The organism is Rhodococcus sp. FH8 (assembly GCF_019266085.1).
In the GTDB taxonomy this organism is placed as follows: Bacteria; Actinomycetota; Actinomycetes; order Mycobacteriales; family Mycobacteriaceae; genus Rhodococcus_F; species Rhodococcus_F qingshengii.
Genome location: NZ_LPNQ01000061.1, coordinates 363957 through 383681 on the forward strand (window position 1 = coordinate 363957; position 19725 = coordinate 383681).

Here is a 19725-nt window from a genome sequence, read left to right on the forward strand (position 1 = left end):
CTACTTCTTGGGCTTCTCGCCGACCGATTCCGACGTCAAGGCCGCCACGAATGCTTCCTGCGGCACCTCGACGCGACCGATGGTCTTCATGCGCTTCTTGCCTTCCTTCTGCTTCTCGAGCAGCTTGCGCTTACGGCTGATGTCGCCGCCGTAGCACTTGGCGAGAACGTCCTTGCGGATTGCGCGAATGTTCTCGCGCGAGATGATCTTCGCGCCGATCGCGGCCTGGATCGGAACCTCGAACTGCTGGCGAGGAATCAGCTCACGAAGCTTCGACGTCATGCGTCCGCCGTAAGCGCCGGCGTTGGAACGGTGCACGATCGAGGAGAACGCGTCGACGGCCTCGCCCTGCAGCAGGATGTCGACCTTCACCAGATCGGCCTGCTGCTCACCGGCCTCCTCGTAATCGAGGCTGGCATAACCCTTGGTGCGGGACTTGAGGGCGTCGAAGAAGTCGAACATGATCTCGCCCATGGGCAGTTCGTAGCGCAGTTCGACGCGAGTCTCGGAGAGGTAGTCCATGCCGCCGAGCTCACCGCGACGGGACTGGCACAGCTCCATGATGGCGCCGACGTACTCACTCGGGGCGATGACGGTGCATTTGGCGACGGGCTCGTAGACCTCGCGAACCTTGCCTTCCGGCCAGTACGACGGGTTGGTGACGATGACCTCGGCCCCGTCCTCCATCACGACGCGGTAGACGACGTTGGGCGCGGTGGAAATCAGTTCGAGGCCGAACTCACGCTCGAGGCGGTCGCGGGTGATCTCCATGTGGAGCAGGCCGAGGAAGCCGCAGCGGAAGCCGAATCCGAGGGCAACCGACGTCTCGGGTTCATACGCCAGGGCCGCGTCGTTGAGACGGAGCTTGTCGAGGGCATCGCGCAGCACGGGGTAGTCCGAGCCGTCCATCGGGTAGAGGCCCGAGTAGACCATCGGCTTGGGATCGCGGTAGCCGACCAGCGGTTCGGTCGCGCCGTTGCGGGTGGTGGTGACGGTGTCACCGACGCGCGACTGACGGACATCCTTCACACCCGTGATGAGGTAGCCCACCTCGCCGACGCCCAGACCGATACTGGCCTTCGGCTCGGGCGAGATGATGCCGACCTCGAGCAGTTCGTGTGTGGTGCCCGTGGACATCATCGTGATCTTCTCGCGGGGACGGATCCGACCGTCGACCACACGCACGTAGGTGACCACGCCGCGGTAGGCGTCGTAGACGGAGTCGAAGATCATCGCGCGGGCGGGACCGTCAGCATCGCCGACAGGCGCAGGTACCTGCTTGATCACCTCGTCGAGCAGTTCCTTGACGCCCATGCCGGTCTTACCGGAGACGCGCAGGACATCACCGGGCTCGCAGCCCGTGATGTGCGCGATCTCTTCGGCATAGCGGTCGGGATCCGCGGCCGGGAGATCGATCTTGTTGAGGACGGGAATGATCTTGAGATCCTTCTCCATCGCCAGGTAGAGGTTCGCCAGCGTCTGAGCTTCGATGCCCTGAGCAGCGTCGACCAGCAGAATTGCGCCCTCGCATGCTTCGAGCGCACGGGAGACCTCGTACGTGAAGTCGACGTGGCCGGGAGTATCGATGAGGTGGAGGACGAACTCTTCGCCGTCGACGGTCCAGGGCAGACGAACGTTCTGAGCCTTGATGGTGATGCCGCGTTCACGCTCGATGTCCATGCGGTCCAGGTACTGCGCACGCATCGCCCGCTCTTCGACCACACCGGTGAGCTGAAGCATGCGATCTGCCAGCGTCGACTTACCGTGGTCGATGTGCGCGATGATGCAGAAGTTCCGGATCTGCGCAGGATCCGTGAACGTCTTGTCGGCGAAGCTGCTGATGGGAGACCCCTTAGTCGGACCGGCACCGGCCCGGATCCGGGCCACTGTCAACCCTCAGGATATCCAAGTCTCGGCGCCGCCGTACCAGGGGTTCCCACGGGCGGGTGATTATGCTCGAACGCTATGGCAAGCATGTGGAAGCAGATCGGCAGAACCCTCGGCGCCCTCGCGGTGGAGAAGGGGCCCGCGTTGCTGCGCCAGTTGCAGTCGTCCACGTCCCAGTCGTCTGCCTCGAAGCCGGGTCCGTCCGGCCGCCCGATCGCCGCGCGAACGTCTCCGACCGCACATCGCGCCCGCAAGGTCGAGTACTCCCCCGACCTCGACGGCAAGGCCGATCCGGGCGAAATCGTCTGGACCTGGGTTGCCTACGAGGAGGATCCGACCCAGGGCAAAGACCGCCCGGTGCTGGTTGTCGGCCGCGACGGCGACACGCTGCTCGGCCTGATGTTGTCTTCGCAGAGTAAACGCCAGGGTGAGCGCGATTGGCTCGCAATCGGTTCGGGTCCATGGGACGGAGAGGGAAGGCCCAGCTGGGTCCGGCTCGACCGGGTGCTCGACGTTCCCGAGAGCGGGATCCGGCGCGAGGGCGCCGTCATGGATCACAAGAAGTTCGACGCGGTCGCGGCAAAACTTCGGGCCGACTTCAGCTGGAGCTGAAGCCGACCCGGACGATGGAAACAGTGTCGATCAGCTGTCCATACGGTTGAACCGTCCGAAGAGTGCTCGATAGATGAGTGCACCGAGCGCACCGCCGATGAGCGGGAACACGATGAACAACCACACCTGACCGAGTGCACCGTCCTGGAACGGCGCGACAGCGAGGCTTCGAGCGGGGTTGACGGAGGTGTTGTCGATCGGGATCGAGATCAGGTGAATGACGGCCAGGGTGAAGCCGATGGACACCCCGGCGAGCGGCACGTCGGAGATCTGGTCGGTCGACGCGAGAACGACGAATACCAGCAGTGCTGTCAGCAGGATCTCGATGATCATGGCGGCACCGATGCCGTAGCCGTCGGAAACCACATTTCCGAGAAGATTCTTCTCGGCAGACGGACTGTGTGCGCCCCAACCGTTTGCACCCAAACCGTCAGCAGCACGGTTGTACGCCGGGAGACTGTTGGCCACCGTGTAGATCACGACGCCTGCGACCAAGCCGCCGATCACTTGCGCGACAACGTAAATCGCCGCATTGACGGCTGAGATTCGCCCGATCACGAATTGGCCGAGAGTCACTGCTGGGTTCACGTGGCAACCGGAAATCGGTCCGATCGCATATACGAGGAACAGCAGGGTCAGGCCGAATGCGAAGGCAACTCCGAGATTGCCGACTTTCGCACCTGCAAAGACGGCAGTTCCGACTGCGGAGAACACGAGCACAAATGTTCCCACCGCTTCGGCCGCATACTTCTTCACATCCGAGATCGGTTCGATCTCAGTCAATTCCTGTGCAGTTGGAGACATATTCCCACCTTCTTCTCATCGAACGGTAGTAATGCTCACGCGCCTAGATTTGCCGGACTTTACGCAAGCCTGGTGATCTCCACAACAACTTCGAGATCTGTGGAGCGTCCACCGGAAAAGATTCCCTTCAAAGGCGGCACATCCGAATAGTCCCTTCCTATTCCGACCGAGACATGCTGTTCATTCACAGCTATCGCATTGGTCGGGTCGTATCCCCACCACGCGCCGGTCCACGCTTCGATCCACGCGTGCGATTCCCCGACCACCGTGTCCCCGACTGCCGCATCACGTTTCGGGTGGAGATAGCCGGAAACGTATCGACACGGTATTCCCATCGTTCGAAGCAACACCAAGGTCAGATGCGCATAGTCCTGGCAGACACCTTTCCTGGCCGACCAGGCCTCCACCGCCGACGTATGCACTCCGGTCGTACCCGGAACATATGACATTTCACCGTAAACCCATTGCGACGCAGCCACTACTGCATCTTCAGGTGATTTATCTTTGCGCAATTCCTTGGCAATTGTCGCCAGCTTACGATCACGCGGAACATATCTCGTGAAACTCAGTTGTTCGTTGAATCGATCTTTAATCGCGTTTCCCGACAATTCATCCCAGTCGACGGTTTCCTCGGGCTGAACGAACGGTTCGGTCTCCACCACCGACAGTCCGGTCACTTCGAGTTCCGTATGCGGGGCGTGCAAGTCGAAGGCGGTCACCGCGGTGCCCCAGTAATCGGTGTATCGGTAGGAACGCGTTGCCGGCTGGGTTTCGACGCGCGTGAGTATCACCGTCTGCCTGGTGTCGCCGCGAGGTGTCAATCGCGCTTCGTTGTACGACGACGTCACCGGGGCGTCGTACGCATATCCCGTGGTGTGCACGACCCTCATCCGCCAGCTCACAGCTCTCCCTCCACCGTCGACTCCGCATACGCGGCGCCGGCATCCGTCCACGCGACCCACGGCGCAGCGTGGAAGTACTGCAATGCAATCGCCTCACCCAGTTCGCGACAGGTCTCCTGCCAACCGAGCAACCGTCCCTGCAGATCTTCGAGCAACACGCCCTGCGGCAGAAACTCCAGTTCGCTGCGTGCGCGGCCGAGAAGCCGCGGCGCCTCCGCCCGGATTCCGACGCGGCTGCCCGGCTGCGGGTCGAGTTCCTGCAGACACTTCTCGGCCTGCCTGATCGAGTGGAACACCGAGCGCGGAAAGAGTCTGTCCAACAAGATGAATTCGACCACCCGATTGGCGTCGAGCGCTCCGCGATACGTACGCAGATACGTGTCATGTGCGCCCGCCGAGCGAAGAACACTGACCCACGCCGGCGACGACGGGCGGTCACCGGCGCGCGCCAGAAGCATCCGCACGATCATGTCGACACGTTCGATCGACCTGCCCAGCAGAAGGAACCGGTAACCGTCGTCGCGGCTGAGCGTGGAATCCGCCAGCCCCGCGAACATCGCTGCGCGTTCCTCCACATAGCGGAAGAACTCGTGTGGCCCCAGCCTGCGTGAGGCACGTTCACGCTCGGCCAGTCCGTTGTACGTGGTGTTCAGGCACTCCCACATCTCGCTCGACGTGACCTCACGCGCCCCGCGAGCATTCTCACGGGCACTTGCCAGCGAGTCCACGATCGAACCAACCTGATTGCGGCTGAACGCAACCAGATCGGTGAGCGAGCGTACGTCGAGCTTGCCCTCCGGCGCTTCGATGCCGAGGACACGCAGGAGCAGACGCGACGTGCGGTCCGGGTCGACGGTTGCGTCGTCGAGCAATTGATGGACGGCGACGTCGAGGATCCGAGCGGTGTCGTCGGCGCGCTCGACGTAGCGGCCGATCCAGTAGAGGGACTCTGCGTTGCGAGCAAGCATCGGTCACCACGCTCCGTTCACTGATAGTTCTTGGTAGCTGGGCACTTCCGAGGTGTTCACTGTTGCTGCTGCTGTTGTTGCTGCGAGGTGCTCAGTTCGGGACCCTGCACCGGCTCCGCGGATTCCGGGGGCTCGGACACCAGTTCCTCGCCTGACAACTCTGGGTCTTCGTCAGAGGTGCGACTCGCAAGCACCCACGTGTCCTTGCTTCCGCCGCCCTGGCTGGAGTTGACCACCAGCGAACCTTCCGGAAGTGCCACCCGGGTCAGGCCGCCGGGCAACACCCACACGTCCTCACCGTCGTTGACGGCAAAGGGCCGCAAGTCCACGTGGCGCGGCGAGAGAACATCGTCGATCTTGGTCGGCACCGTGGACAACTGCACGAGTGGCTGCGCAATCCACCCGCGCGGGTCTGCCTTGATCTTGCGGGTGATCGCGGCCAGTTCCTTGGGGCTCGCGTCGGGTCCGAAGACGATTCCGTAGCCGCCGGACCCTTCCACCGGCTTGATGACCAGTTCGGCGACGCGGTCGAGGACTTGCTCGCACTCCTCGTCCAACCAACAGCGGAACGTGTCGACGTTCTGCAAGAGCGGCTTCTCACCGAGGTAGTAGTCGATGATCTGCGGAACGTAGGTATAGACGAGTTTGTCGTCACCGACTCCGTTGCCGACGGCGCTCGAGATCACCACGTTGCCCGCCCGCGCCGCATTCAGTAGGCCTGCGACGCCGAGAATCGAATCCGGACGGAAGTGCATCGGGTCGAGATACTCGTCGTCGATGCGGCGATAGATGACATCGACCTGGCGCTCGCCTTCCGTAGTGCGCATGTACACCATGTTGTCGCGGCAGAACAGGTCGCGACCTTCGACGAGTTCCACACCCATCTGACGAGCGAGCAACGAATGCTCGAAATAGGCGGAATTGGCGATACCCGGTGTGAGAACAACCACTGTCGGGTCCGCTTCGTTGAGTGCAGCACCCGCACGCAGCGCCCTCAGCAGGTGTGTTGCGTAATCACCGACCGCCCGCACCTTGTGGGACATGAACAGATCCGGGAACACCCGAGTCATGGTGCGACGGTTTTCCATCACATAGGAGACACCGGACGGAGATCGCAGATTGTCCTCGAGGACTCGGAACTCTCCCGCCTCGTCTCGGACCAGGTCGATACCCGCGACGTGAATTCGCACACCGTTGGGCGGCACGATGCCGGCTGCTTCACGGTGGAAGTGCTCGCACGAGGTCACCAAGCGGCGCGGCAACACGTGATCGCGCAGGATTCGCTGCTCGCCGTAAATGTCCGCGAGGAACAACTCGAGCGCCTTCACTCGCTGCTTGATGCCCTTTTCCAGCCGCGACCACTCCTGCGCGGCGATGACGCGCGGCACCAGATCCAACGGAAACGGTCGCTCCTGCCCGGACAGCGAGAACGTCACGCCCTGGTCGATGAATGCGCGTCCGAGTGCGTCGGCACGCGCGGCAAGGTCGGCGCTGCTCGTCGGCGCCAGGGCTTTGTACACACCCTTGTACGGACCACGCACCGAGCCGTCGGGCTCGAACATCTCGTCGAAAGCCAACTCGTAGCGACCGATGTCTGAATATCCGTCGAACACTGCGGCAGGACGCGCTCGGGTGGTGGTCGAACCTGTTTTACTCGAACTTTTCGAAGGCGGCGGCGTCATAGGGCAACATGCTGCTACAAGTGGGGCTATTCGGCAGCGCGGCGAGAAATCGGGCGCTCGGTGTACCCTTCTCGACAGACGCAACGTGCGACGGTTTGGGTTCTTGGGCCCTCGGCTGGTAATCTTGCCAGTCGGTGCATCAGTGCGCCCACAGCTTTCTCGACCGTAACCAGCTAAAGACGACAAGGATTTTACGCGTGGCCAACATCAAGTCCCAGGTGAAGCGAATCCGTACCAACGAGGCGGCCCGACTCCGTAACCAGTCGGTGAAGTCCTCGCTGCGTACCGCGATCCGTTCATTCCGCGAGGCTGCGGCAGCCGGTGACAAGGACAAGGCCAACGAGCTCCTCGTCTCCACCAGCCGCAAGCTCGACAAGGCAGCCAGCAAGGGCGTCATTCACGCCAACCAGGCTGCCAACAAGAAGTCTGCACTCTCGCAGGCTGCCAACAAGCTCTGACGTTTCCACTGTGACGGTTCGCCGTCACACTGGTTCGTCTCGATAGCCGCCAGGTCGAAAGACCAGGCGGCTATTTTGCGTATTCAATCGGGTCAGTACGAAGACCCGCCATCCATGTCTTGCAGCGAATATGTGGAGCGGGCTGCAACCATCTGATGATGGCGATCAACGGGCACGGGAAGCGCCCTCGCAGCTGGTTGTTCACGACTGTCTTCTGGACGGTCGTCGCTTTCGGCGTAGTGGCCGCCCTGGGAATCCCTCGTTGGTGGGAATCATTGACGGTTGCAGTCGTCGGAGGTGCCGCAAGCTACGGATGGTGTAAGCGCAGGCAACGTAGCGAATTCCGGATCTTCTTCGGCGTGATGTGTTCACTCGTTGCGATTCTGGCGTTTCTCGCCGTTGGACGAGCGCTACTCACCACCGTGAAGGTGCCGGTGGACAGCATCGGCCAAGAAACCATTGTCTGCGGCAGTGTGGTGAATCCGGTGGCGCACGACTCACCACGGGTGACCGACATCAGAACAGGTGAACCAACGACACGGCCTCAGGCCATTCCGCATACTCAGTTGGAGCAAGCCTGCGTGAAACGCCTCGACTACCGGGCGGGTGAGGCCACGGCCGCCACTGTCGTCGGACTACTTCTGGCCGGACGCGCAGTAGGCCACGTTGTACTCAGTTCTTCCGCAACGCGCACACTTTTCGCACTGCCATCTCCAGGGCGAAGGACGAGTCGACTGCGGCACCCTTCACGTCGGCATTGAGGGCGGCGACGATCTGCATCGCAGCGCCGATCGACGTGGGATCCCAGCCGCCGACCTCCTTGATCGCCTTCTTGACCTTCCACGGCGGCATTCCGAGATCCGACGCCAACCGGAACGGGTCACCGCCCCGTGCAAACGGGCCGACCTTCGCGATGGTGTGGACTGCGTCAGCGAGGGCATCCGCGAGCAGAACATGGGCTGTTCCGATCTGATCTGCCCATCGGAGCGCCTCGAGCGCACCCCGGGTATCGCCGACGATGACTTTGTCGGCCACGTCGAATCCGGAAACCTCGGCCTTGCCCGAGTAATACTTGTGGACTGCATCGACGTCGATCTTGCCGCCCGTATCTGCCGCCAATTGCGAGCAGGCCGACGCTAGTTCGCGGAGGTTGGAGCCGACGCTTTCGATCATCGCGGCGATCGCATCTGGCGCAACCCTGACGTCTGCGGTCCGAAACTCACCCCGGACGAAGTCGACAAGCTGACTCTTGTTCAGTTTTCCGCAGTTGTGAACCGTCGCGCCGAGCTTCTCGAGGGCCGGCGCCAACGCTTTCGCGCGACCGCCGCCCGAGTGCACGACGATCAGAACCACACCTTCTGCCGGCTCGCGTGCAGCCTCCAGGACAAGCGCTACGGCATCTTTGCCTGCTTCTGCGGCCGATTCCAAGACGATCACACGGTCTTCGGCAAAAAGAGAAGGGCTGAGCAACTCGGCCAACTCGGGAGCATTGGTGTCGCCCGCACGCATCTTGGTCACCGGGAGATCCGAAATACCCTGGCCGCGGTCACCGCGGACAGCTCTGATGAGCTGCGATACCGTGCGGTCGATCAGGAACTCGTCGTCCCCGAGAACAAGATGCAGCGGATCGACTCCAGACGGATTACTCACCCGAAGATGGTCCCACGAGGAACCGACACGATGGACACAGACCCGCCGCCCCCGCCGTACACAGCGACGGTGCCGTCGACGTCGGTCCGAACCACCGCCCCGCCCAATGAATCCAGTTCATCGAGAACCTCCGCATTCGGGTGCCCGAAACTGTTGCCGACGCCGACGCTGATCATCGTCAACCTCGGACGCACCGCTTCCAGAAATGCCGACGACGTGGTCCGAGAACCGTGATGGGGCAGCTTCAACACATCGGCCTTCACATCCGTACCCGATCGGAGGATGGCCTCCTCCCCCGCAACTTCGGCGTCGCCCGTCAACAGAATTCGACCCGCGCCCGTGTGCGCCATCACCACCAGCGACTGATCGTTGGCTGCATCTGCGGCACCGACGGAATCGCGGGGAGCTGGAACCAACGGACCGAGAACCTCCACGTTCACCGATCCCAACGTCAACTCCATACCTGCGCGCAACGAGACAACCGGAACGGCCTGCGAGTCGGCGGTATCCTTCACCGCTCGAAAACCTGACTCCGGCAACAACATCGACCCGACTCCGATCGCAGCGACCGAACGCCCACTCAGGACTGCTTCCAATCCACCGATGTGATCGGCATGAAAATGACTGATCATCAGCAACGCGATGTCGTTGACGTCCAACATGTTCAGGCAACGATCCATCGACGTGGGATCAGGACCGACATCGATCACGATCACCCTGCCGTCTCCAGTCGAGAGCACAAGACCGTCCCCCTGACCGACGTCGCACATCACCAGTGCCCACCCCGGAGCAATGCGGCCACCCCCGAACACGTGTTGAAAGATCAGGGCCAGAACAACTCCCAGAACGAGAACGCCGAGCACCCATCTCGAAATCCGATTCCACAGCGTCAGGGCCGTCGCCAGTAGGACTCCCACGACGACGAGAGCACCGATGAGTCCTGACGGCACTACCACCGACGCTCCGGGAAGCGCCGCCACCCGCTCGGACACGCACAGCAGCCACCCCATCGGCGGCCGCACCAATGGCGCGACGAACACCGCGATCGGTGGACAGATCAGCGCACACAAGGCAATCACCGCACCGAACACCGTGATGATTCCGATCACCGGCGCCACCGCCATGTTCGCGGCAATCGTGACCACGCTGAAGGTTCCCGCCATGGCGCCCACCAACGGTGCAGTCACGACAAACGCAGCACCCGAGACAGCTGTCATCTCCGAAAACCAACGGGGCCAGCCTCTTCGGCGAAGCACGTCCACCCACACCGGAGCAATGATCACCAGCGCGCCCGTCGCAGTAGTCGACAACGCAAACCCCCAGTCGACGGCCAGCTCGGGCATCACGACAACCAGAACGATGACGGCGGCAGCAAGAGCAGGCAGTGCCTGTTTGCGACGACCGGTGACCAGACTGAGCAGGCCGATCAGGCCCATCACCGAGGCGCGCAGAACACTCGGCGACGGCCTCGCGACGACAACAAAAGCAACGAGGGCTACCAGCGCCAAAGCGGCGCCGACCCGCGGACTGAGCGCCGCGGCTCTGACCAACAGCAGAACGGCCCCGAGCAGAATGCTGATGTTGGCGCCGGACACCGCGGTGAGATGGGAAAGTCCGGCAACGGTGAAGTTGTCCTTCACCACCGGCGACAGCGCCGACGTGTCTCCGACGACGAGGCCAGGCAGCAGACCCGCCTGATCCGGCGGGAGTGCAGCCGAGCACGCAGCCGCGAAACGAATGCGCACCACACTTGCCCATCGCTGATACCAGGGCACTTCTCCCACCGCGACGGGAGGCCCTTCGGACGTGATCACGGCGAGCGTGGAATCGCTACGCCATGGCTGACTCGCCCGGCCACGAACCGTGAGGCTCTGCCCTGGAACAACTTCGAGCCACGACGAACTGGGCGCCCGGATGGTGACCAAGCCGCCTCCGGAGTACCTGCGGTTCTGGGCAGTCACCGAATTGACGGTTGCCCTGAAGACGACCTGACCTTGACCCACCGCGCCGGAGACCGCGTGCGGATCCTCCGAGGGTTCCACTTCGACACTCACCCAAGCTCCCTCGAGAGAGGCTCGGGTCAGTGGGTGCCTCTCCGCCTCGGACGCCCGCCACCCGCCGACGGCACTACACCCGGCACCGAACAGCAATGCAACCAACATGATTCGTACCCACCCCGCTGATGTCCGGCGCACAACCACGTAAGTGAGGAGTGCCGCTGGAACCGCACACGCCACCGCCAGTACCCACGCGGCGACCGGGCCGAACAGGATCCCCACCGCACTGCTCCCCCACACCGCGACCGCCGACAGAAGCAGTCGAGCGTCGAGGACCGGCGAGGCTTCCGGTTCGTTCACACCGACACCAGCACTCGCAATTTGGCCAACCTTGCCGGGCCGATCCCGTCGACTTCCCCCAATTGTTCTATGTCCGTGAATTTTCCGTTGGAGGTGCGCCAGGAGATGATCGCCGCAGCCGTTACCGGCCCTACCCCGGGAAGCTCGTCCAGTTCGGCCTCGGTGGCGGTATTGAGGTTCACCAGCCCAGCCCCGCCGGATTCCCCCGTAGCTGCGGGGCTGGTCCCTCCTGCAGTGGTACTCGAAGAAACACCACCGGACTGATCGGCCGCACCAACCACGATCTGATCGCCGTCGACAAGTTTCTGAGCCAGATTCAGGCCCACCGTCTCCGCTCCGTCGAGCACGCCACCTGCCGCAGCAAGCGCGTCGGCGATGCGCGAGCCCGAATGAAGATTGACAAGCCCAGGCGTGCGCACGAGCCCGACGACACTGACCACCACAGCCTCGGGCGGCTGCTCTGCCACGACGCCGGTCGGTACAGGACTGGCTGATTCACCATCGCCGGCAGTCACATTCTTCTCCGTGACATTCTGGGGCGAGGGCAACGGTGGGACCGCCTGCATGCTCGGAGAATCCCACCACACGGCGAACAAGCCGATTCCCGTGGCCAGAACTGCAACGATCGCCAACACCCAGGTCGCCGACCGACTCGGGCGCCAACGTGTACCGCGCCAGTGTTCGGGCAATCGGTCGAACCGTGACGAGTCGGGCTGAGCGTCGTAGTCGTCCTCGTCGAAGTCCCGAAGCCACTCGGGGGACCTCTCGAAAGACCCTGAATCCTCGAATTCGTCGACGTCCTCGTGTCGCCGCCGGTAGTTGCCGTCCATCGCCGCGAGGCGATCACGCGCCCGCTCGCGCTCCTCGCTGATCCTCATGACTGGACGCTAACGAGAGACCTCGCCGCCAACGACGAACAATTTGTATCTGTGGAGAACTCGCGGATTGTGGAGAAACGATCAGGCGCTCGTGTCGATCTCCGGCAACGGGCACACCACAACACCGATCGCGCCGACACCGACGTGCGCTCCGATAACCGCACTGAAGTCGGTGACGACGGATTCCGCTACATCGGGAATGCGCTCGGCCAACTGTTCGGCTATCCCGTCCGCACGCTCTCGCGCGCGCATGTGATGCACGGCTATCGCCACACGACCGAGACCGGCGCGTTCGACTGCCGAATCCACCAAGCGCGCAAGAGCTTTGGTGGTGGTACGTGTTTTCTCGCCGAGCACGAGCTTGCCGTCCACCAGATGCAGAATCGGTTTCATCGCCAATGCAGTGCCCAGCAGTGCGGCCGCGGTTCCGATTCGTCCGCCCCTACGCAATTGATCAAGTTTGTCGACGACGATGTAGCAGCGCCCACGGCTCGCTACGTCGACCGCCCGGCCGTACGCCACTTCGAGTGAAGCGCCCTTCTCGGCCAAGCGTGCAGCTTCGAGAGCCGGATAGCCCAAACCCATACCGGCGGACTGTGAATCGACGATCCGGACGGCGCCACCGAATTCCTGGGCTGCGACTCGTCCGGCTTCCCACGTTCCCGAGAGTTGCCGTGAAATGTGCACGGCGAGAACGCCGTCACCGTCGCTCATGTCCAGGGCGCGTGCATACGCTTCGGACAACTCGGCGGGCGACGCTCCGGCCGTTGTCACTCCTGACAGGTCGCTCGGCATTGCGTCGACGCCCTCTCGCAAGTCGCAACCGTCACGGAGCACGTGGAGCGGAACAACCTGAATGCCACATGCGTCGGCCGACTCCTGCGGGATGCAGGCGGAGGAATCCGTGACGACGACGACCGGCATTCTGCTACCCGACTTCGCTCGGCGGTGATACCAGTTCCGGCGAAACCAGTTCCGGCGAAACCGTTTTCTGCGACTCGACCCCGCGAATCGCAGCGATCATCGCGCGGGCTACACCGACGTGACCGTCCCAACCCCAGTGAATGCCGTCAGGATTGCCGTTCTCGGAAAAGACGTTGTCACGCACTGCATCTGCAAGGTCGACTACGGGAACGTCTTTCTCCGTAGCCCACTCGGTGATCGCGGACACCGCGGCAGGCCGGCCGGCGTGCACGCTCGCGTAGGCATCACTGCGGTGCACTGACGGCAAGGTCGCGATCATCGGCAGTTCCGGCCGCATGTACTCCAACGCATTTCGCGAGCTTTCCAGATACTCGACGCTCAGCTTGGGAGGAAGTGCGACCGGGCGGCCCAGAGGTGCAAGCCGCGGCTGCAGCCATTGATAACCCTCGCGCACCACGCGTCGAAGCGCGGGTGGCCGAACGTAGCGAATGGTCTCGCGGAGCGCGGTAGGCAGCGGAGACGGTAGCGAGTCCATACCGCCGACCGCGAACACGACGGCGCCTGCCCGCGGCACCGCCGCCCACACACGAGGATCCTGAGTCAGTGCCCACCACGCATCGCGGCACGTCCAGCCGATACGGGCGACCAGCTCGACGTCCCAGCCGAGTTCGTCGGCCACGATGTTGGGCCAGATCCGTGGGTGGTCTGCCGCGAGGCCGCCTTTGGGGCCGAAATACGACAGCGAATCCGCGAGTACGAGGAGGACGGGGCGCTGCCCGTCGGCACTTTCAGAGGACGTCATTTGCGACACTCGCAGAAGCATTCCATACGTCGAGTCGCCACTCGATCGACTTGACGTCCCCGTGTCCGCTGAGTTGCACCCAACTGGTGTTTCCCAATCCGCCGAGGACGGCCCAGCGATCGACGGGTAGGTCGAGCAATGCCGCTGTCAGTGCCGCGATCAAGCCTCCGTGCGCCACCAGAACCACGGGCCGTTCGGCCCAGTCCGGGTGCGTCTCGAGCAATTCGTGAACTACGGGGAGGCTGCGATTCGCGACGTCGATTCGGCTTTCGCCGCCGGGCGGCGCCAACGTGGCATCCGCCCGCCAGGCAGATCGCACACCGGGAGTGCGCTCGTCGACGTCGTGATGAGTCAGGCCTTGCCATTCGCCCAGGTGTGTCTCACGCAGACGCGTGTCGGTGAGTACCGGAAGTCCGGCGGCATCACCGACTGCGACGGCCGTGAAGTACGCCCGACGCAGATCCGAGGACACGATCGTCAACGGCCTGCGATCGGCGATCACCGGACCTGCACTCTTGGCCTGCGTGCGTCCCAACTCCGACAGGTCGGTGTCGAGTTGCCCCTGCATCCGAGAGTCGGCGTTGTATTCGGTCTGTCCGTGACGCAGCAGGATGAGCCGGCGGACAGGGTTCGACGCCGCACTGGGCGCCGGCGAAGTCACAGCGAGGGATCCTGCGCGTCCGGCTCGGAAACCGTGTCGGTCTCGAACACCGTGTTGGCGTCGGCGGGGCCGGGACGGTTCTGTCCGAGGCCTTCGACCTCGACCGTCGGGCAGTCCTTCCACAGACGATCGAGAGCGTAGAAGTTGCGCTCCTCGTCATGCTGGACGTGGACGACGATGTCGGCGTAGTCGAGCAGTGCCCAGCGGCCCTCGCGGGTGCCTTCACGGCGGACCGGCTTGTGTCCCGCTTCGCGGAGACGGTCTTCGATGTTCTCGACAATCGAGTTGACCTGACGCTCGTTCGTCGCAGATGCGATGACGAAGCAGTCCGTGATGACCAGCTGTTCGGACACATCGAGCACCACCACTTCGGTGGCCAGCTTCTCGTCGGCTGCCAAGGCCGCGATGCGTGCCATGTCGATGGCTTCGGTGTTTGCGCTCACTCGATGTTCTCCAGTTTCGTCTTCAGAAAGTACTTGTTGTGCTCGGCTAGCTCGATTCGGCGCCCGGGACGGCTTCCGACTTCCCCGGTGCGGGCTCCGACATCGTTGTAGCTCCGTCGCGGCGCTCCGCGTCGACAGGTCGATACAGGTTCCGCTTCGAGATGTACTGCACCACTCCGTCCGGCACCAGGTACCAGACGGGGCGGTCTTCACTTGCCCGACGCCGACATTCGGTCGACGAAATGGCAAGTGCCGGAATCTCTATCAACGTGACCGCGTCGGCGGGCATGGTGTCGAGGTGACCGGCCAGGTGCTCTGCATTGAGATCGAAACCCGGTCGCGATACCCCGACGAACTTCGCCAATGCGAACAACTCTTCCCAATCTTGCCAGGAAAGGATGCTGGCCAGCGCATCGGCACCGGTGATGAAGAAGAGTTCGGCGTCAGGGTGGTAGGCCCGGAGGTCTCGCAGCGTGTCCACGGTGTACGTCACTTTTTCACGGTCGACGTCGACCCGAGAGACGGAAAACCGCGGGTTGGAGGCGGTGGCGATGACCGTCATGAGGTACCGGTCCTCGGCAGGACTGACGCCCTTCCCCTGCTTCTGCCAGGGCCGCCCGGTGGGGACGAAGATCACTTCGTCGAGTCCGAACCGGTCGGCGACCTCACTGGCCGCAACGAGGTGGCCATGGTGAATGGGGTCGAAGGTGCCACCCATCACTCCTAGGCGTCGAGCACGTTCCACCGATAGTCCCTTCTGCACGAGTGTCGAGCTTACGGGTCAGACCGGCAGCAGACGGGACACGACGTCGGCAAGCTGCTGGGCCGAGCGGCACTCGTGCATGCTGATGACCTCGTTGTAGACCTTCGCCGCGGAGTCACCCGTTCCCCATTGCCCCTTCGGCTCGGGGTTGAGCCAGTGCGCGTGCTTGGCTACTGCCACCATCTGCGACAGCGACTGAAGGTTGGGATCGCGGTAGTTGTTGCGACCGTCGCCGAGTACCAGTAGCGACGTGCGACTGGTGATCGACTGCGCAAACTTCTCCTGGAACACTCCGAAGGCGTGTCCGTAGTCTGAGTGGCCGTCGTAGGTGATCAGTTCGGCCTCACGCACCATCCGTGACATCGCTGATCCGAGGTCTGCGTTCGAGTCGAAGAACCGCGTGACCTCGTCGGTCGTGTCGATGAACGCGAACACCCGCACGCGCGAGAACTGCTCACGCAAAGCGTTCACGAGCAGCAGAGTGAAATGGCTGAACCCCGCCACCGAGCCGGACACGTCGCACATCACCACAAGTTCGGGCCGCGCCCGCTTCGGCTTGCGCTGCACCAGATCGATAGGCACTCCGCCCGTCGACATGGACTTGCGCAACGTACGACGTAGGTCGATCGAACCCGCGCGAGAGCGGCTACGACGCACGGCGAGACGACTGGCCAACAAGCGAGCCAGGGGTGCGACGTTCTTCTTCAGCGTGGTGAGTTCGGCATCGGACGCTCGCAAGAAGTCGACTTCCTCGGCGAGTTTCGGAACGCCGTACGTGGCGACCCGCTCCTTGCCCAAATTCTCGGCTGTGCGTCGACGCGTTTCCTTCTCGACCATCTTGCGGAAGTCCGCGATGCGCTGCGCTGCCGTGCGCTTGGCGACCTCGGACTGATAGTCGGAGTTGTCCTTGCCCTCTGACCCGGAACCCTCCTGGTTGCCGAGCAGGCCCTGCAGGATCTTGTTGAGCAACGTCTCCGGGGCGACGTCACGCAGCGCCTGATAGGCGGAGAACGACGGGCCGTTACTCGACTGGTACTGCCCGAGTTCCTCGACCATCGCGGCGGTCAGGAGTTCGGTCATCTCCATCGCCTCGTCACTGCCGTCTGTCAGCAGTTCGGCAATGAGCTCACGCAATGCCTGCAGGTCGATCGAGCCGTCTGGCTTGCGCGGCAGTGTGACGTCGACGTCGCCGACCGCACGGTCACCGATCGCCTTGGGGAACCACAGGTCGAAGACGGCGTCGAACGTCGCCCGGTGGGTCGGCCTGCGCAGGAGCGAGCATGCCAGCCCTTCACGAAGCGCTTCACGATCGAGCAGGTCGAGAACAGACATGACCTGACCGGCGTCGACTGTCTCGGACGGGCCGACCATGATTCCGCGTCGTCGCAAAGCCTCGACAAAATCGACGAGGTGACCGGGAATCCCGTGCGGCGCTGCCAGGCCGCCAGGTGAGAGCGGCGACGTCGATGCTGCGGGAGCCATGTCAGACCTCAGTTCAGCCGAAGTTCAGCGGCGGCACGCACCTGGTCCGACTGGTGCTTGAGGATCACGCCGAGCGTGGCGCGAACGGCATCGTCGTCGAGAGTGTCCATGCCCAGAGCAAGAAGGGTGCGTCCCCAGTCGATGGTCTCGGATACCGAAGGGACCTTCTTGAGCTGCATTCCGCGAAGAACACGAATGGTGTTGACCAGCTGCTCGGCAATCGCTTCAGGAAGCTCCGGCACACGGCTTGCGAGGATGCGACGCTCGAGGTCGGCGTCCGGGAAGTCGAGATGCAGGAAGAGGCAACGACGCTTCAGAGCCTCCGAGAGTTCGCGAGTGGCATTCGAGGTCAACACCGTGAACGGCTTGCGGGTGGCGGTAATGGTTCCGAGCTCGGGGATCGTGACCGCGAAGTCGCTGAGCACTTCGAGGAGCAGACCTTCGATCTCGACGTCTGCCTTGTCCGTCTCGTCGATCAACAGCACCGTCGGGTCCTCGCGGCGAATGGCCTTGAGCAGTGGACGTGCGAGCAGGAACTCCTCCGAGAAGACATCCGCCTTCGTCGAATCCCAGCTGTGGTCGACCGCGACATCACCCCTCGCTCCGCTCGCCCCGCCCGACTGAATCCGAAGAATCTGCTTCGCGTGGTTCCACTCGTAGAGTGCACGAGCCTCGTCGACGCCCTCGTAGCACTGCAGACGCACCAGTTCTGCGCCCGTGGTCTGGGCGACTGCGCGGGCGAGTTCCGTCTTACCGACACCGGCCGGTCCCTCGATGAGCAGGGGCTTGCCCAGTCGGTCGGCAAGGAACACTGCCGTCGCGGTGGCCTTGTCGGACAGATAGCCGGTTTCGGCCAGCCGTTCGATCACGTCGTCGACGGTCGAGAAGAACGGCGTCGTGTCGGGAAGTGCTCGGTCCACGGTTAACTCCTTGAGAGGTGGGGCAAGTCTGGTGAACTTTTCAGGCGGGTCGGGTATGCCCGTCGCCCCAGACGATCCACTTGGTGGACGTCAGTTCCGGCAGCCCCATGGGGCCACGCGCGTGCAGTTTCTGGGTGGAGATGCCGATTTCGGCGCCGAACCCGAACTGCTCACCGTCGGTGAAGGCAGTCGACGCATTGACCATCACTGCCGCGGCGTCGACTCGAGCGGTGAACTCGCGGGCAGCCGAGAGATCGGACGTCACGATGGCTTCGGTGTGGCCGGTTCCGTACTGGTCGATGTGCTCGACGGCAGCGTCCAAGTCCTTGACGACCTTGAGGGCGACGTCGAGGGTGAGGTATTCCTTCGACCAGTCGTCCTCGGTCGCGGGAACCAGTCCCGGCAGATCACCGTGCACGACGACGTCGTGCATCTGGAGCGCTTGGAGCAGCTTCGGCACGGCAGTCTCGGCGATCGCAGCGTCGACCAGGACGGTTTCGGCTGTATTGCAGACACTGGGCCGACGGGTTTTCGAGTTGAGAAGAATCTTCTCGGCCATCAGTAGATCGGCGGCCGAGTGAACATAGACGTGGCAGTTACCGACACCGGTCTCGATGGTGGGGACAGTGGCATCGCGAACTACGGCGCTGATCAGGCCGGCACCGCCGCGCGGGATGACTACATCGACGAGGCCGCGGGCCTGGATGAGGTGCGTGACCGTCGACCGATCCGCACTCGGCAGAAGTTGAACGGAGTCCTCGGGGAGCCCCTGAGCAACCAACGACGCGCGTAGCGCCTCCACCAACGCTTCGTTGGACTTGACTGCCGAGGACGAACCACGAAGCAGCGCAGCATTTCCCGACTTGAGAGTCAGCCCGAAAGCGTCGACGGTAACATTGGGGCGAGCCTCGTAGACCATGCCGACGACACCGAGCGGAACGCGCTGCTGACGTAGTTCCAAACCGTTCGGCAGAGTGGATCCACGAAGCACTTCACCGATCGGATCGGGTAGTCCGGCAACCTGACGCAAACCCGACGCGATGCCCTCGATCCGGTCAGCGGTCAGACGAAGACGGTCGAGCAGCGATTCCTCGGTGCCGCCCGCCTTCGCGGTGTCGATATCGAGAGCGTTGGCCGCGAGAATCCGATCACTTGCCGCGAGTACCGCGTCGGCTGCGGCGTGGAGCGCAGCATCCTTCTGCGCCGTGGTCAGCAGAGCCAGGACACGCGAAGCCTTACGGGCTCGGCGTGCGGCGTCGTGCACGACGGACTTGGTGTCGGACGCGTTCGAGTCGACGGTTTCTGCGTTGGAAGTCACAGCGGTCATGAATACACATTAACCACCCACCGTGACGGCCTGCTCGGCGGAACGAGGCTGTGACCACCCGGGACCATTCCGGCGGACCGCCTGCGAACATTTAGGCGGACCGCCTGCGAACATTTCGGCGGACCGCCTGCGAACATTTCGGCGGACCGCCGGGGAACAATTCCGGCGCGCGACACTGTTGCACCCACCGACCTTCTTCTTCGAG

General features: G+C 63.2%; 18 protein-coding genes. 2 read left to right on the top strand and 16 right to left on the bottom strand.

Translation table 11 applies throughout. From position 1 onward, the window contains the following. On the bottom strand, window positions 1-1893 hold the full coding sequence (gene lepA / locus ATN38_RS13235) for a translation elongation factor 4 (protein WP_003944564.1): 1893 nt from the start codon (window positions 1891-1893) through the stop codon (window positions 1-3). 72 nt (window positions 1894-1965) lie between these two features. Between lepA and ATN38_RS13240 the strand changes: the two genes are divergently transcribed. Then, window positions 1966-2499, top strand: a complete 534-nt coding sequence (locus tag ATN38_RS13240) for a type II toxin-antitoxin system PemK/MazF family toxin (protein WP_037131563.1) — start codon at window positions 1966-1968, stop codon at window positions 2497-2499. A gap of 30 nt (window positions 2500-2529) precedes the next feature. Here ATN38_RS13240 and ATN38_RS13245 read toward each other — a convergent pair whose 3' ends face one another. The 4 genes from ATN38_RS13245 to ATN38_RS13260 are packed head-to-tail and all read right to left on the bottom strand — an operon-like array spanning window position 2530 to window position 6855. Continuing rightward, window positions 2530-3303 carry an aquaporin gene (locus tag ATN38_RS13245; protein WP_003944482.1) on the bottom strand — a complete coding sequence of 258 codons (774 nt, stop codon included), beginning with the start codon at window positions 3301-3303 and terminating at the stop codon, window positions 2530-2532. 59 nt (window positions 3304-3362) lie between these two features. After that, on the bottom strand, window positions 3363-4193 hold the full coding sequence (locus tag ATN38_RS13250; RefSeq protein ID WP_007731033.1) for a transglutaminase family protein: 831 nt from the start codon (window positions 4191-4193) through the stop codon (window positions 3363-3365). An 8-nt stretch (window positions 4194-4201) separates the two neighbouring features. Beyond that, on the bottom strand, window positions 4202-5173 hold the full coding sequence (locus ATN38_RS13255) for an alpha-E domain-containing protein (RefSeq protein ID WP_003944483.1): 972 nt from the start codon (window positions 5171-5173) through the stop codon (window positions 4202-4204). Between the two features lie 56 nt (window positions 5174-5229). Continuing rightward, window positions 5230-6855 (bottom strand): circularly permuted type 2 ATP-grasp protein, encoded by a 1626-nt coding sequence (locus ATN38_RS13260; RefSeq protein WP_003944471.1) that lies wholly within the window; start codon window positions 6853-6855, stop codon window positions 5230-5232. 197 nt (window positions 6856-7052) lie between these two features. Here ATN38_RS13260 and rpsT point away from each other — a divergent pair, with 197 nt between their 5' ends. Continuing rightward, complete coding sequence (gene rpsT, locus ATN38_RS13265) at window positions 7053-7313, top strand: 30S ribosomal protein S20 (RefSeq protein ID WP_003944567.1); 261 nt, start codon at window positions 7053-7055, stop codon at window positions 7311-7313. Window positions 7314-7985: 672 nt separating this feature from the next. Here rpsT and holA read toward each other — a convergent pair. The 11 genes from holA to ATN38_RS13320 all read right to left on the bottom strand — a co-directional run bounded on the left by holA (window position 7986) and on the right by ATN38_RS13320 (window position 19520). Further along, a complete protein-coding gene (holA, locus tag ATN38_RS13270; RefSeq protein ID WP_003944476.1) occupies window positions 7986-8963 on the bottom strand; it encodes a DNA polymerase III subunit delta in 978 nt (325 codons plus the stop codon). Continuing rightward, window positions 8960-11320 carry a ComEC/Rec2 family competence protein gene (locus ATN38_RS13275; RefSeq protein WP_218748091.1) on the bottom strand — a complete coding sequence of 787 codons (2361 nt, stop codon included), beginning with the start codon at window positions 11318-11320 and terminating at the stop codon, window positions 8960-8962. Before ATN38_RS13275 ends, holA begins: the two co-directional genes overlap by 4 nt. Beyond that, a complete protein-coding gene (locus tag ATN38_RS13280) occupies window positions 11317-12198 on the bottom strand; it encodes a helix-hairpin-helix domain-containing protein (protein ID WP_054187681.1) in 882 nt (293 codons plus the stop codon). Before ATN38_RS13280 ends, ATN38_RS13275 begins: the two co-directional genes overlap by 4 nt. An 81-nt stretch (window positions 12199-12279) precedes the next feature. Continuing rightward, window positions 12280-13122 (bottom strand): DegV family protein, encoded by an 843-nt coding sequence (locus ATN38_RS13285; RefSeq protein WP_218748093.1) that lies wholly within the window; start codon window positions 13120-13122, stop codon window positions 12280-12282. Between the two features lie 4 nt (window positions 13123-13126). Continuing rightward, window positions 13127-13924 carry a diglucosylglycerate octanoyltransferase gene (octT, locus tag ATN38_RS13290; protein ID WP_124569244.1) on the bottom strand — a complete coding sequence of 266 codons (798 nt, stop codon included), beginning with the start codon at window positions 13922-13924 and terminating at the stop codon, window positions 13127-13129. Further along, the gene (locus tag ATN38_RS13295) at window positions 13911-14585 is read right to left on the bottom strand and encodes a histidine phosphatase family protein (protein WP_075833651.1); all 675 of its coding nucleotides are present in this window, start codon (window positions 14583-14585) and stop codon (window positions 13911-13913) included. Before ATN38_RS13295 ends, octT begins: the two co-directional genes overlap by 14 nt. Continuing rightward, window positions 14582-15028 (bottom strand): ribosome silencing factor, encoded by a 447-nt coding sequence (gene rsfS, locus ATN38_RS13300; protein ID WP_003944502.1) that lies wholly within the window; start codon window positions 15026-15028, stop codon window positions 14582-14584. Before rsfS ends, ATN38_RS13295 begins: the two co-directional genes overlap by 4 nt. Before the next feature lie 46 nt (window positions 15029-15074). Further along, window positions 15075-15791, bottom strand: a complete 717-nt coding sequence (nadD, locus tag ATN38_RS13305) for a nicotinate-nucleotide adenylyltransferase (RefSeq protein WP_003944462.1) — start codon at window positions 15789-15791, stop codon at window positions 15075-15077. An 18-nt stretch (window positions 15792-15809) separates the two neighbouring features. Beyond that, entirely contained in the window at window positions 15810-17273 is a 1464-nt protein-coding gene (locus ATN38_RS13310; protein WP_007731020.1) for a VWA domain-containing protein, read from the bottom strand. An 8-nt stretch (window positions 17274-17281) separates the two neighbouring features. Continuing rightward, window positions 17282-18193, bottom strand: a complete 912-nt coding sequence (locus ATN38_RS13315) for a MoxR family ATPase (protein ID WP_003944506.1) — start codon at window positions 18191-18193, stop codon at window positions 17282-17284. A gap of 40 nt (window positions 18194-18233) precedes the next feature. Beyond that, entirely contained in the window at window positions 18234-19520 is a 1287-nt protein-coding gene (locus ATN38_RS13320; RefSeq protein WP_218748094.1) for a glutamate-5-semialdehyde dehydrogenase, read from the bottom strand. Window positions 19521-19725 lie beyond the last annotated feature (205 nt).